The organism is Nocardia sp. NPDC059195 (assembly GCF_042754695.1).
GTDB lineage: Bacteria > Actinomycetota > Actinomycetes > Mycobacteriales > Mycobacteriaceae > Nocardia.
In genome coordinates this window covers 75,598-89,345 of the sequence record NZ_JBHZBG010000010.1, presented here as the reverse complement: position 1 = coordinate 89,345, position 13,748 = coordinate 75,598, and the positions used below count along the sequence as shown (strand labels likewise).

Annotated in this window: 12 protein-coding genes, 1 tRNA gene and 1 pseudogene; 3 read left to right on the top strand and 11 right to left on the bottom strand. The window is 66.2% G+C overall.

The window, feature by feature from the left end; translation table 11 throughout:
- Positions 1-83: 83 nt before the first annotated feature.
- The 6 genes and pseudogenes from ACFXKN_RS15315 to ACFXKN_RS15290 form a co-directional block, all read right to left on the bottom strand.
- A pseudogene (locus tag ACFXKN_RS15315) lies at positions 84-905 on the bottom strand (ABC transporter ATP-binding protein); the annotation flags it as partial.
- Between the two features lie 107 nt (positions 906-1,012).
- Entirely contained in the window at positions 1,013-2,437 is a 1,425-nt protein-coding gene (locus tag ACFXKN_RS15310; protein WP_378957003.1) for a branched-chain amino acid ABC transporter permease, read from the bottom strand.
- Complete coding sequence (locus tag ACFXKN_RS15305) at positions 2,434-3,471, bottom strand: branched-chain amino acid ABC transporter permease (RefSeq protein WP_378957023.1); 1,038 nt, start codon at positions 3,469-3,471, stop codon at positions 2,434-2,436. The genes ACFXKN_RS15310 and ACFXKN_RS15305 overlap by 4 nt, the downstream gene beginning before the upstream one ends.
- A gap of 72 nt (positions 3,472-3,543) precedes the next feature.
- The gene (locus tag ACFXKN_RS15300) at positions 3,544-4,701 is read right to left on the bottom strand and encodes a branched-chain amino acid ABC transporter substrate-binding protein (protein ID WP_378957098.1); all 1,158 of its coding nucleotides are present in this window, start codon (positions 4,699-4,701) and stop codon (positions 3,544-3,546) included.
- A gap of 272 nt (positions 4,702-4,973) precedes the next feature.
- Positions 4,974-5,585 carry an ANTAR domain-containing response regulator gene (locus tag ACFXKN_RS15295; protein ID WP_056824610.1) on the bottom strand — a complete coding sequence of 204 codons (612 nt, stop codon included), beginning with the start codon at positions 5,583-5,585 and terminating at the stop codon, positions 4,974-4,976.
- A 168-nt stretch (positions 5,586-5,753) separates the two neighbouring features.
- A tRNA-Leu gene (locus tag ACFXKN_RS15290) sits at positions 5,754-5,840 on the bottom strand.
- Positions 5,841-5,952: 112 nt separating this feature from the next.
- On the opposite strand from ACFXKN_RS15290, the gene ACFXKN_RS15285 reads away from it, so the two are divergent.
- From ACFXKN_RS15285 to ACFXKN_RS15275, 3 genes are all read left to right on the top strand, one after another.
- Entirely contained in the window at positions 5,953-6,234 is a 282-nt protein-coding gene (locus ACFXKN_RS15285) for a hypothetical protein (RefSeq protein WP_379433186.1), read from the top strand.
- 427 nt (positions 6,235-6,661) lie between these two features.
- Positions 6,662-7,282 carry a low molecular weight phosphatase family protein gene (locus ACFXKN_RS15280; protein WP_379433185.1) on the top strand — a complete coding sequence of 207 codons (621 nt, stop codon included), beginning with the start codon at positions 6,662-6,664 and terminating at the stop codon, positions 7,280-7,282.
- A 158-nt stretch (positions 7,283-7,440) separates the two neighbouring features.
- Complete coding sequence (locus ACFXKN_RS15275; RefSeq protein WP_379433184.1) at positions 7,441-7,824, top strand: hypothetical protein; 384 nt, start codon at positions 7,441-7,443, stop codon at positions 7,822-7,824.
- Between the two features lie 45 nt (positions 7,825-7,869).
- Here the strand turns inward: ACFXKN_RS15275 and ACFXKN_RS15270 are convergent, their stop codons facing one another.
- The 5 genes from ACFXKN_RS15270 to lgt all read right to left on the bottom strand — a co-directional run bounded on the left by ACFXKN_RS15270 (position 7,870) and on the right by lgt (position 13,622).
- Positions 7,870-8,766 (bottom strand): acyl-CoA thioesterase, encoded by an 897-nt coding sequence (locus ACFXKN_RS15270; RefSeq protein ID WP_379433183.1) that lies wholly within the window; start codon positions 8,764-8,766, stop codon positions 7,870-7,872.
- 2 nt (positions 8,767-8,768) lie between these two features.
- Positions 8,769-10,187 carry a pyruvate kinase gene (gene pyk, locus ACFXKN_RS15265; RefSeq protein WP_379433182.1) on the bottom strand — a complete coding sequence of 473 codons (1,419 nt, stop codon included), beginning with the start codon at positions 10,185-10,187 and terminating at the stop codon, positions 8,769-8,771.
- Between the two features lie 205 nt (positions 10,188-10,392).
- Positions 10,393-11,541 carry an RNA-guided endonuclease InsQ/TnpB family protein gene (locus ACFXKN_RS15260; protein ID WP_379433181.1) on the bottom strand — a complete coding sequence of 383 codons (1,149 nt, stop codon included), beginning with the start codon at positions 11,539-11,541 and terminating at the stop codon, positions 10,393-10,395.
- Between the two features lie 140 nt (positions 11,542-11,681).
- A complete protein-coding gene (locus ACFXKN_RS15255; RefSeq protein WP_378957240.1) occupies positions 11,682-12,233 on the bottom strand; it encodes an NINE protein in 552 nt (183 codons plus the stop codon).
- A 222-nt stretch (positions 12,234-12,455) separates the two neighbouring features.
- Complete coding sequence (lgt, locus tag ACFXKN_RS15250; RefSeq protein ID WP_379433180.1) at positions 12,456-13,622, bottom strand: prolipoprotein diacylglyceryl transferase; 1,167 nt, start codon at positions 13,620-13,622, stop codon at positions 12,456-12,458.
- Positions 13,623-13,748 lie beyond the last annotated feature (126 nt).

Sequence of the window (13,748 nt, the reverse complement as noted above, 5' to 3'; positions counted from 1 at the left end):
ACCGGCGAAGGGGTCGCCCCCTCCTCCGCAGCGGCCACGGATTCCTCGCGCACCTCGTCGATGGTGTCCGCGTCGGGCACACCGAGGTAGGCCGCGATCACCGCCGGGTCCTCGCGCACCGCGGTGGGCAGGCCGTCGGCGATCTTGCGCCCGAACTCCAGCACTACGATCCGGTCGGTCACGCCCATCACCAGGCGCATGTCGTGCTCGATGAGCAGCACGGTGTAGCCGTCGTCGCGGATCTTGCGGATCAGATCCATCAGCGCCGACTTCTCGCTGGGATTGAAACCAGCAGCCGGCTCATCCAGGCACAGCAGTTTGGGCTCGGTGGCCAGCGCCCGCGCGATCTCGAGTCTGCGCTGATCGCCGTAGGACAGGTTGCGGGCCTTCTCCACCGCGCGTGGCGCGATGCCGACGAACTCGAGCAGCGCCATGCCGCGTTCGATGGCGTCACGCTCCTCACGCTTGAACTTCGGCGTGCGGAACACCGCGCCGGGCACCGAGGTGGTGTGGCGAGCGTCGGTGCCGACGACCACGTTCTCCAGCGCCGTCATCTCGCCGAACAGCCGCACGTTCTGGAACGTGCGCGCGATACCCATCCGGGTGATCTCGTTGCGCTTGGTCTTGGCCAGTGGCCGACCGTCGAAGTGCACGCTGCCCGACGCGGGCTTGTAGACACCGGTGATCGCGTTGAAGCAGGTGGTCTTGCCCGCGCCGTTGGGGCCGATCAGGCCGAGGATCTCGCCGCGGCGGATCTCGAAGCTCACCCCGTCGAGCGCGGTCAGACCGCCGAACTTGACGGTGAGACCGTCGGTGCGCAGCAGCGGCTCGCCGACCGCGGTCTCGATCGCTCGATGCGGCGCGACCACCTCGGCGACCGTCTCGGCATCGGCGAGTTCGGGCATCACCGCGGTGACGTCGACCTCGCCCGTCGGCTCGACCTCGGGCGGCGGCTGGTAGCCCGCCTTCATGTCTTCGTTGTCGTACAGCGCGTCTCCCGCGCCCGGCCCCGTCATTGCCCTGCTCCGATCGATTCGGCCGCCGGCTTGCGCACGACGGCCTGGTACACCTGTCTGCCGTAGGCGAGCAGCTTCTGCCGCACCGGGAACAGACCCTGTGGCCGCAGAATCATCATCACCACGAGCGCGATGCCGAAGTAGAGGTACTTCAGGTCACCGAGGTTCTGCGCGCCACCCTTGCGGAACAGCAGCACGCTGCCGAACAGCAGCAATCCGGCGATCACCGCGAAGATCGCGAGTGCGATCACCGCGCGTCGGACCCATGTGCCCAGCGAGTCCCTGCGCCACCGCCACAGCAACCACAACCCGATCAGCAGCGCGATATCGAGGCCGAGCAGCAGATAGCCGGTCGACTCGTTCGACACCAGCTGCACCGACTGCAACCGCATCGGCAGGTACGCGATGAGGAACGCGCCCACGATCACGCCGAGCTTGTTACCCGAACCACCGAGCACGACCGCGCACAGGAACAGCATCGACAAGATGATGTCGAACTGTTTGGGGTTCACATAGGTGACCTGACCGGCGTACATCGCACCGGACAGACCGCCGACCGAGGCACCGATCACGAACGCCCACAGCTTGAACTTGAAGGTCGGCACGCCCATGATCTCGGCGGCGTCCTCGTCCTCGCGGATGGCGACCCAGGAGCGGCCGACCCGGCTGCGCTCGAGATTGCCGATGATCAACAGCACCACGATCACCAGGACCATGCCGAGCCAGAACCACCAGGTGCCGCTACTCGCCCGATCGAACGGGTTCCAGCTGCTCTTGTCACCGAGGTTGCCCGGGGAGAAGTAGCCACCGGGATGCGCTTCGGATTCACCGACCTCGGGGTAGGCGATCTTGGACAGGCCGAGGCTGCCGTTGGTCAGCTCGCCCAGGTTGTCGGCCATCAGGCGCACGATCTCACCGAAGCCGAGCGTCACGATCGCCAGGTAGTCCCCGCGCAGCCGCAGGGTCGGGGAGCCGAGGATCAGACCGGCCAGCGCGGTCAGCGCGACCGCGATCGGCAGACAGGCCACCCACGCCCAGCCCGAGCTGAGCCATCCGCCGTCGGTTTGGTTCCACGGACTGTTCGGGCTGGTCAGCAGGCCGACCGTATAGGCGCCGACAGCGTAGAAGCCGACATAGCCGAGGTCGAGCAGGCCCGCCTGGCCGACCACCACGTTCAGGCCGATGGCGATCAACGCGTACATGGCGAACTGCGCCATCACACCGCCGAAGCTCACGCCCGGAGTGTCGAGCAGCGGGGGCGGGAACAGCGGCATCAGCGCCAGCAGGGCGAGGATCGGCACCCCGACGGCCCACTGGGCAGGCCGCGAGAGCCCGTCCCACCAGCCGCGGATCGCGTCGCCGACGCCACGTCGATCCTTGGGTGCGGCGGGAACTTCCGGAGTTTTCGTCAGGTCTGTCATGCGCGTGCCCTCCCCAGGCTCTCGCCGAGGATGCCGGTCGGCCGGAACATCAGCACGGTCACCAGCAGCACGAACGCGACCACGTCACGCCATTCGGTGCCGAACAGGATCTGCCCGTATTGCTCGGCGACGCCGAGGAGCAGACCGCCGAGCAGCGCGCCACGCAGGTTGCCGATACCGCCGAGCACCGCGGCGCTGAACGCCTTGATGCCGAGGATGAAACCGCCGGAGAAGATGATGCCGGTGGGAATGTAGAGCGTGTACAACATCGCGGCGGCGCCGGCGAGCAGACCGCCGATGAGGAAGGTCAGCACGATGACCCGCTCGCGCGAGACGCCCATCAGGGTGGCGGTGTCGGGGTCTTGGGCCACCGCGCGGATGGCACGGCCGAATTTGGTTCTGTTGATGACGATTTCGGTGGTGACCGCGAGCACGATGGCCGCGGCGAAGATCACCAGCGCCACATTGGTGACCTGCGCGCCGAGGAAGGTGAACTGCACCTTCGGCTCGACGAGCCGGATTCCGGTCTGAGCGTTGGAGCCGCCGAGACCCGGCTTGATCTTGGGCAGGATGTAGTGGACGAACTCCTGGATCACGAACGACATACCGATCGCGGTGATCAGGAAGGCCAGCGGTTTCGCGCCGCGCCTGCGCAGCGGCCGGTAGGCGATCCGTTCGAGCCCCACCGCCGCGATGCCCGAGACGAGCATGCCGAACAGCATCGCCACGCCGAGGTAGAGAACCGTCAGCGCGACACCCTGGGAATACACGTTGCCGCTGGGCGCGAAGCCGAGCAGTTCCAGTCCCACGTAGGTGCCGAACATGCCGAGCATGAAGATCTCGGAGTGGGCGAAGTTGATCAGTCGAAGCACGCCGTAGACCAGCGTGTAGCCGACAGCCACCAGAGCGTAGATCGAGCCGTAGGTGAGGCCGTCCACGGTCAATCGCCAGAACTGGTCGATCACCCCGGAGACGTTGAAATCGATGGACCCCTCGGCCAACAGGGTCACACCGAGCGAAGCCGCTGATGTCATGGTTACTCTCGCGTCAGGCGCGCGGTGCGCGTGGCATCACAGCCACGCGCACCGCTACACACGTCTTCGGAACTACTTGACCTGGTACATCCAGATCTGGATGTTGGCCAGCTCGCCGGTCTCGCCCCACTTGTACTGGCGGGCGACACCGGTGCCGTCGTAGTTTCGGACGAAGTCGACGAGCTCGGCGCGGGTGACCTTACCGGCATCGATTCCCTTGAGCAGGATCGTGGTCAGGTCGTAGCCCTCGACGGAGTAGACGCCGGGCGCCTGGCCGTTGAGCGCCTTGTAGTCGGCGGCGAACTTCTCCGGCGCGGGGCTGCACGGGCACGACAGCAGCGCGTCCTTGGACGAGGAACCGGCCTGGCGGACGAACTCGGGATCGTTGGTGCCGTCGGCGGAAACGAAGGCCGCGGTCACGCCACCGGAACGCAGCTGCTGCACGAACGGTGCTGCCTCGGCGTAGTAACCGGCGTAGAAGATGGCGTCGGGCTTGGCCGCGGACAGCTTCGAGACCGCTGCCGAGAAGTCCTTGTCACCTTCCTTGACGCTGGTCCCGCAGGAGGCGTCGGCCGCGGGACCCGCGGCGGTGATGAAGGCCTTCGCGAGACCGGCACCGTAGTCGGTGTTGTCCTGCACGACGCAGATCTTCTTGAAGCCCTTCTCGCCGGTCAGATAGTTGGCCACGGCCGGACCCTGCGAGTCGTCGTTGCCGAGACCACGGAAGAAGGTCTTCCAGCCGTTGGTGGTCAAGGCGGGGTTCGTGGCCGATGCCGTCAGCGTGGGCATGCCTGCCTCGCTGAGGATCTGGCCGGTCGCCTTCGTCTCACCCGAGAAGGTCGGGCCGACCAGGGCCACGATGTTCGGGTCGGCGACGATCGTCGGAACCACCTGGCTGGCGATCTGCGGCTTGCCCTCGGTATCGAACTGCTTCACCGAGACCTGACAGTCCGGGTTGGCCTTGTTGTGCTGGTCGAGCGCGAGCTTCACACCCATGATGATGTTGATGCCGAGGGCGGCATTACCGCCGGTCAGCGGGCCTGCCATCGCGAGGGTCTGTGGCGCGCACTTGGCCTTTCCGTCGCCAGCGGGGTCCGCGGCTTTGCCGGCATCGGTTGTCGCGACCGCCTTACCCTCGGTATCGAGCTGAACGACCGACTGGATGGAGAGATCAGTGTTGCCGCCACCGCCGCCATCGGACGACTTGTCACTGCATCCGGACAACACCAACGACGCGGCAGCTCCGATAACCAGAACTCCTCGCGTCGACCGACTGCGCCATGTCGAACTGAGCACGTCTCACCTCTATGTCCTGTGCTCCCCGGGTTCACCGAGGGGGCCGACCACGTTCAGCCCGCAGAGAACATATCGCCGCTTTGTTAGATCCGCATCACATTCGCATCATGTCGGAGGTCAGTTGTCCAGCAATAGTTCACATTATTGTTTCGCTTGCGTAAACATTTTCTGCTTTCGACCCGCGCGGCAGTGAGAGCCGAACCGTGTCACTGCGGGGTGAGGTTCTCCAGCACGACTTCGGCGACCGCCTTCATCGTCGTGCGGCGATCCATCGCGGTGCGCTGAATCCATTTGAACGCTTGCGGTTCCGAGAGCCCCTGGGTCTGCATGAGCACGCCCTTGGCCCGCTCGACCAGTTTGCGCGTCTCCAAACGGTCCGACAGATTCGCGACTTCTGTTTCCAGCGCGGTGATTTCGTGAAAACGACTGGCCGCGAGTTCGATCGCGGGGACCAGATCGGATTTGGTGAACGGCTTGACGAGATAGGCCATCGCGCCGGCGTCACGTGCGCGCTCGACCAGATCACGCTGACTGAACGCGGTCAGAATCACCACGGGCGCAACACGTTTCGACGCGATCTCGGCGGCGGCGTCGATGCCGTCACGGCGCGGCATCTTCACGTCCATGATGACCAGATCGGGGCGCAGCTCCTCGGCGAGCTCGACGGCCTGCTGCCCGTCGCCCGCTTCGCCGACGACGTCGTAGCCCTCTTCCTTGAGCATCTCGACGAGGTCCATCCGGATCAAGGCCTCATCCTCGGCGACGACGACCCGCTTGGCCGCGGCCTCACGCGTGGCGCCGGCTGCATTCGTGCTCATAGGTTCGACCCCTCTGGATTGGAGATGCCTGTCGATCACACCACGACGGGCGATGTAAAGAGTACCTTTTGCTTCCGCGCAGAAAATGCGCCTGCGATGAGATCGCGCACACACCCTGCGCCGGATACTCCCCCGCGGAGCGCGGCTGCCTTCGCCGCGCTTCCGCCGTGGTGCCGAGTGTGGGACTCGAACCCACACGTCCTTCCGGACAACGGTTTTTGAGACCGTCGCGTCTGCCAGTTCCGCCAACCCGGCGCACCGCGGTCACTATAGCGTCTCGGCGCGCCGGGAAGCGAACCGCCGGTCGAACCGGACGCCCGCCTGCCCCGTAGTACCCCGAAAGGGCACCACGGAAGGGGCCGCGATCATGCGCGTGCACAGCACTGCGGTCGACCCGGACGCCTACCCCGACCTGGTGATGATCCTGCTCGGGACGCGGGTGCGCACCCCACGCGGCATGCTGCGGCCACTCGGCGTCGGCCCGAAGTTGTCTCGCTCACATACCGACCGGCCCGACGGATTGCCGCGCCACGAAGACATCGTGTGGTCGATGTTTCCGCCGCAGTGGGGCGCCCGGCAGTACTGGCGGGATCCGGATTCGATGGAGCACTGGACCCGATCGCCGACCGCGGCGGCAGTGGTGGGGTGAATGCCTCCGCGATTCCGGCGGCACCGGCTTCTGGCACGAGGCCTACTTCCGCCGTGGCGGGATCGACGCGGTCTACGACGATGTCGGCACCGACCGGGCCGGCGGCATTCGCCCCGCGGGTGCCGGCGCGCGGCCCGATGTTCTCCACTCGCGGCCGGGTACACGGCACTCCACCAGCCGTACCGCCGGTTATTACTGAATCGAATTATTACAGAACGAATGATTATAATCGGAACGAGTGATGATCGACACATATAACCGCGAGGTTTTCACTCCATATCTCACGGGTATCACGGTGGCACACAACGGATTTGCGCATCATGATTGATGTACGGCGTTCAACCGAGAGGTGAATAAGTAGTACCGCGTTTGTGATGGTTACAATTCTGACCTACTGCACGACAATCGACCCGATTACGGTGTCGGTATGCACGTGCTCTTCGTCTGCAACTCCAATGTCTGCCGGTCGGTGATGGCCGAACGGCTCACCCGGGCGTTCGCGGCGGAGCACGGCCTACCCGACCTCACCGCGGAGAGCGCAGGCACCCGCGCCTTGGTCGGTTTCCCACCCGAGCCACTGGCCGTGGAGACCATCGCGAGCCTCGGCGGTGACACGACCGGCTTCAAAGCCCGAAAGCTCAAGCCCGAGATGGTCGATCGCGCCGACCTGGTGCTGACGATGACCGATTCTTTACGCGACCAGGTCGGTGAACTGGCCTTCGGCACCACACCGCGGACCTTCACCCTCGCCGAGGCCTATCGCATCGCCAAGGTCACCGGCGCGAAATCCATTGCCGCACTGCATGACGCGCGTAACAACCTGGCCTACGTCGGCCGGGAGAACATCGCCGATCCGATCGGCCTTTCCCCGGAAGCCTTCCTCGAGGTCGGCGACCGCATCGCCGAATTGCTGTTCCCCGTTCTGGGAGCGCTGGCACCGCACGAGCAGACGAAACTCTCCGGCGAGGGCGATCGCGCCGGCCTGGTGATAGCGCCCGGCGGGCCCGGCCCACTATCGGCATTCCTCGCCGCGCAGCGCAGGCGCTGAGGCACCCCGCCGTGTCCTGACGCTCGCTAAGGCTGTTCGCGGCGGCGCGCAGGGATTACACTTCGGCGCGGACGTGGGTGTTACCCCTTGCAGGTTCGACACACGACGGGACTACAGACTTGCCGAAACGCATTTCGGATGTTTCGCTCCATGTGTATGTGACACCGGAGATCCTCGACCGCATCGTCGCCAGTGTCCGGACGGTCCTCGACGACCATGTGCACGACCGCGATGTCTATGCCTGGCGGTTCACCATGCCCGTCGACGCGAGCGACCCGGTCCATCGCGATCTCGAAGCACAGTGGCGCGGTTGCTCTCCCGGCCTGGAGCCGAGCGCGGAGAGCACCTATGAGATCGCGCTGAGTCTGGTCGGCGACCCGGCCGATCTCACCGACGCCGACATCGCCGACCTCGAGCACGGTCTCGCATTGGCCGTGTACGGCGCCGCCCCACCGCATCCTGGCCGCGGCGTGCCCTTCATTTTGCGCGCGCATCAGCGCACCGATGTCGTCGAACCGGCACTCGACCACGAACTGCGTTGAGCTCGGCCCGCCACGGGAGCCCTCAGCGGGGCCGCCCAGCGGCGCTCAGCGGGCCGGGAAGTGCCGGATAACGCCTTCTTGCACGGTGGTGGCGATCAATTCGCCTGTGCGCGAATAGAACCGGCCGGTCGCCAGCCCACGCGAGCCCGCCGCGACCGGTGACTCGGTGGCGTAGAGAACCCAGTCGTCGAAGCGGAACGGACGATGGAACCAGATCGAGTGGTTCACCGTCGCCGCGAGAATCCGGTCCAGCCCCCACGACAAACCGTGCGTGGTGATGATCGAATCGAGCACGGTGGTGTCGGAGGAATAGCCAAGCGCGGCCACGTGGAGGAGCTGATCGTCCGGCAGCGAGCCGTCGGTGCGCATCCAGACCCGGTTGTGGTTGAGCTTCTCGCCGGTGCCCTTGAGGATCCACGCCGGATCGTTGGTATAGCGCATGTCGATCGGGTGCGGCGCCTTGATGAACATCTCCAGCTTGTCCTCGAAGCCGGCGAAGCTCTCCTCCACCCGGGGCAGGGTTTCGGGATCGGGCACGTCCGGGCCGTCGTGGGCGTGCTCGAGGCCCTTGCCGAAGTCCTGGAACGCGGCCAGCATGACGAACAGTTCCTGGCCGTCCTGGCTGGCCGTCACGGTCCGGTTGGCCAGCGAGCGACCGTCGCGGTGGCGCTGCACGTGGTACTCGATCGGCTTCTTCACATCACCGCCGCGCACGAAATGCGCGTTGATCGCGTGCAGCGGCCGGTCGCCTGCCGTGCGGCCGGCCGCGATGATCGCCTGCGACACCAACTGCCCGCCGAAGGTGCGGCTCCACACCTTCTCCGGGTGCTTGCCCAGGAAGGTGTCCTCGCCGATCGCCTCGAGGTCGAGCAGGTCGAGCAACACCCGCAGATCGGGTGTCGGCTCGCCCTGCGTGGTCTCGATGTCGATCGAACTGCTCACTACTAGTGGTCCTCTTCGCCGATGCGGTGCACGTGGATCAGGTTGGTGGAACCGACGGTACCCGGAGGCGAACCGGCGACGATGACCACCAGGTCACCCTTGCGATAACGGTCCAGCGACAACAGCGCCTGATCCACCTGGTGGATCATCGCGTCGGTGGTGTCCACCATGGGCACGATGAACGTCTCGGTGCCCCAGGTCAGCGTGAGCTGGCTGCGCACCTCCGGCAGCGGGGTGAACGCCAGCAGCGGCAGCGGGGTGTGCAGGCGGGCCAGGCGGCGCACGGTGTCACCGGACTGGGTGAACGCCACCAGCGCCTTGGCGTTGAGCCGCTCGCCGATGTCGCGGGCGGCGTAGGAGATCACGCCACGCTTGGTGCGCGGCACGTGGGTCAGTGGTGGCACCCGGGACGTCTCGGACTCGACCGCGGTCACGATGCGGGCCATGGTGCGCACCGCGTCGATCGGCCACGCGCCGACCGAGGTCTCCCCCGACAGCATCACCGCGTCGGCGCCGTCGAGCACCGCGTTGGCGACGTCGGAGGCCTCCGCGCGGGTCGGGCGCGAGTTCTCGATCATCGACTCGAGCATCTGGGTGGCGACGATGACCGGCTTGGCGTTCTCGCGCGCCATCTGGATCGCGCGCTTCTGCACCAGCGGCACCTGCTCGAGCGGCAGCTCCACACCGAGGTCACCGCGGGCGACCATCACCGCGTCGAAGGCCAGCACGATCGCCTCGAGGTTCTCGATCGCCTCGGGCTTCTCCAGCTTGGCGATCACCGGAACACGGCGGCCGACGCGGTCCATGATGTCGTGCACGAGTTCGATGTCCGACGGTGAGCGCACGAAGGACAGTGCGATGAAGTCGACACCGAGCTCCAGCGCGAATTCCAGGTCGGCGATGTCCTTTTCGGACAGGGCGGGCACCGACACGTTCATGCCGGGCAGCGACAGGCCCTTGTTGTTGCTCACCGGGCCGCCCTCGGTCACCCGGCAGACGACGTCGTTGCCCTCGACGGATTCCACCGTGAGGCCGACCTTGCCGTCGTCGACGAGCAGCCGGTCACCGGCCTTGGCGTCCTGCGCGAGCTCTTTGTACGTGGTCGAGACGCGGTCGTGGGTGCCGTCGACCTCGTCGACGGTGATCCGGACCTGCTCGCCGTTGACCCACACGGTCTTGCCGTCGGCGAAGCGGCCGAGGCGGATCTTGGGGCCCTGGAGGTCGGCGAGGATGCCGACCGCGCGGCCGATCTCGTCCGAGGCCGCGCGGACCATCTTGTAGTTGTCGGCGTGGTCGGCGTGGTCGCCGTGGCTGAAGTTCAGCCGGGCCACATCCATGCCGCTTTCGACGAGCTCACGAATACGATCCTGGGTAGCAGTGGCCGGCCCCAAGGTGCACACAATCTTCGTCCGTCGCATCACGGCCCCCAGCCTAGTACTGGTCCGCCACAGGCCTACGACGGCGGTGACAACTGATTTCGTGAACACATGGGTAACTCCCCGGGTACGCCCGGCCCTGCCACGAATGATCGAGATTTGACGTCCTCCCCGGCCTGAAGGCCGGGCACTCCTACCAGCACCAATAGCGCTCTCGGTGGGTTCCTGTTTCATCGAGTCGTGCTCCCCGCTAAGCGGACAGGCTTACCGTCTCTCCGCAGGCGTTTCGCCTCTCCGCCCGTCCGGCGGCGAGGATGTTCTTCGCGGCATTCAAATCCCGGTCATGGACCGCCCCGCACGGGCAAGCCCAGGTACGGACCGACAACGGCTTCTTCCCGTCGACTCGCCCACAGTCCGAGCAGGTTCGCGACGACGGGAAGAACCGGTCGACCTTCAGCACCGTCCGGCCGTATCGTGCGGCCTTCTCCTCGAGCATCCGGGTGAACATGCCCCACCCGGCGTCGTGAACCGATTTCGCCAACCTGGTTCGCGCCAGGCCTTTGACGCACAGGTCCTCGACGTAGATCGCTTGGTTCTCGCGGATGATCGTCGTGGAATGTTTGTGCGCCCAGTCTTTGCGAGCGTCGGCTACCTTCGCGTGGGCCTTCGCGACACGGATACGTGCCTTGATCCGGTTGTTGCTGCCCCTGTCCTTGCGGGACAGGGCTTGGTGCGCTTTGCGGAGTTTGCGTTCTGCTTGGCGCAGGAACTTCGGGGAGGTGATGGTCTTGCCGTCCGACAGGACCGCGAACGTGGTTAGCCCCAGATCGATACCGACCTCCGCGTCCACCAAGGGCAGCGGCTTGCAGGTCGTCTCGACGACGAACGACGCGAAGTATCGACCGGCCGCATCCTTGATGACCGTCACGCTCGACGGCTCCGACGGCAACAGTCGGGACCAGCGGACCGTCACGTCGCCGATCTTCGGCAACCGCAGCTTCCCACCTGCCGTGATCTGAAAGTGGGCGTTACGGGTGAACCGGACCGCCTGCCGGTTGTCACGGCGCGACCGAAATCTCGGCGCCCCGAGCTTCGAGCCCTTGCGTTTGCCGGTAATCGAGCCGAAGAAGTTACGGTAGGCAGTGTTCGCGTCGGCAAGAGCTTGCTGCAACACGACCGACGACACTTCGCCCAGCCATGCCCGTTCGGGTGTTTTCTTCACCGCGGTCAGGGCTTTCGACAGTTCCGAGTCCTTCGGGTACGGCAACCCGTCACGGCGGGCCTGCTCGCGTGTGTGGATCGCGTCGTTGTACACCACCCGCGCGCACCCGAACGCCCGCGCCAACGCTATCTGTTGGCCGGGCATCGGGTAGCTGCGCAAGTTGTACCGCAACTGCATGTTCGGAGACTATGCCAAGGGTCCGACAGGCCGTCCCGTCTAGGGCACGCTCGGCCCTGGGGGCCTCCGCGTGGGAAAACGCGAAACGGGCACTCCGCGTGAGCAGAGCACCCGTCTACCTCCCCGGTGTGGGCATGGAATCAGTCGCGCAGTGGACGACCCTGCGGGTCGGGCACCTTGCCGGTGAGCATCATGATGCCGTCGATCAGCGGCCAGATGGCGCCGAGGCCACAGGTCAGCCAGGTGACCGCGATCTGGGCGATGCCGAGACCGGTGTAGCCGAGGTAGAAACGGCCGACACCGAAGCTGCCGAGGAAGATCTGCAGCAGACCGGCCATCAGCTTCTGCTTGTCCGACAACGGCACGCCGTACATGTCCCGGCCCCAGGGCGCCTCCGGGTCGTTCGGGTTGTAGCCCTGCGGCATCGCACCGTACTGCGGTTGGCCGTAACCCGGCTGCGGCTGGCCGTAACCCGGCTGCGGCTGCTGCGCGTACGGATCGGCGGGCTGGCCGTACTGCGGCTGCGGCGCACCGTACTGTGGCTGGCCGTAGCCGGGCTGCTGCGGCTGCTGGGCGTACGGATCGGAGGGCTGACCGTAGGCAGGCTGACCGTATTGCGGCTGCGAGCCGCCATCCTGCGGCTTGCTCAGGTCAGGTCCGTACTGGGGATTGGGGTTATAGGGATCGGTCACTCATGTCCTCCTCATTCGTGCGGGTACCCGTCGTGGCCCCCGGCCCGTGGCGATCGGCCGAACGGCGGTGCGCGCGCGACGATCACGGCCATTGTGGCCGGTACTGCCCACTGTTGTCTTGTCGGGTACCACCCGATCGGCCCTCGCCACACATTCGAAATATCGCGACGGGCGCCCGCAATGTTGCCGGACGCCCGTCGGTTCGACGAAAACCGTGGTGGATCAGGACTTCTTCGCACCTGATTTCGACGGCTCCCCGTCGGCGCCGGTCGCGGACTCGGAGTCCTCACCGGACACGTCCGCGACGGCCTTCGCGTCGGTGACGTCCTTCGCGTCGGTGACGTCCTTCGCGTCCTCGTCGGCGGGAGTGGTCACACCGTCCGCATCTGCCGAATCATTTTCCACCGCAGGGGAATCTGCCTTCTTCGTGACGTCGACCGTCGTGGTCGCGGAGTCCGTCGCCGCACCGGCGCCGGCCGCACCGGCGGCCCGCAACGCGGAGAACTGCCACGGCCACGGACGCGGCTCACCGTCCGGCTGCAACTGCGCGGGCGTCTCGCGGCCCTTGGTCGCCAACGCGAAGTAAGCCATGGCGCCGAGGAAGACGAGTGCGGAGGTGAACGAGTTGATCCTGATGCCGAGAATGTGGGTGGCTTCGTCGCTGCGCAACAGTTCGACGAAGAACCGGCCGAAGCTGTAGCCCGCGACATAGAGCGCGAACAGGCGGCCGTGACCGATTTTGTAGCGCTTGTCGAGCAGCACCAGCCCGATAACGACGAGCACGTTCCAGACGAGCTCGTAGAGGAACGTCGGCTGCACGACCTCGAGCACTCGCCCGGTCGACACCCCGTTCATCATGTCGCGCGCGCCGGTCGCCGGGTCGAACCGTTCGTAGATCTCCAGACCCCACGGGACCTCGGTGGCGCGCCCGTAGAGTTCCTGGTTGAAGTAGTTGCCGAGCCGGCCGATCGCCTGGGCGAGCAGCACCGCGGGCGCGACCGCGTCGCCGAGCGCGGGCAGCGGGATCTTGTACATCCGGCAGCCGATCCAGGCGCCGATGGCACCGAAGAACACCGCACCCCAGATGCCGAGGCCGCCCTGCCAGATGTAGAGCGCCTCGACGGGGTGCTTGCCCTCGCCGAAGTACTTCTGCCAGTCGGTGGCGACGTGGTAGATACGGCCGCCGACCAGGCCGAACGGTACCGCGAACATCGCGACATCGAGGACGGCGCCCGGCTGACCACCGCGCTCGCGCCACCGGCGTTCACCCCACCAGATGGCGACGACGATGCCGAGAATGATGAACAGTGCGTACGCCCGCAGCGGGAAGGGTCCGAGGTGCCAGACCCCCTGAGGCGGACTCGGAATATAGGCCAGGACTGAGTTCACGGCCTCAGCATATTGGCGCGCTGGCGCGCGCGTGTCCGCGGCCCCAAGGGGCCGCCGGTTAGCGCTCGAGACTCGCGCCTGCGGCGCATGCGCTTTCGAGCGCTAACCGGCGACCCGGCCGCGGAC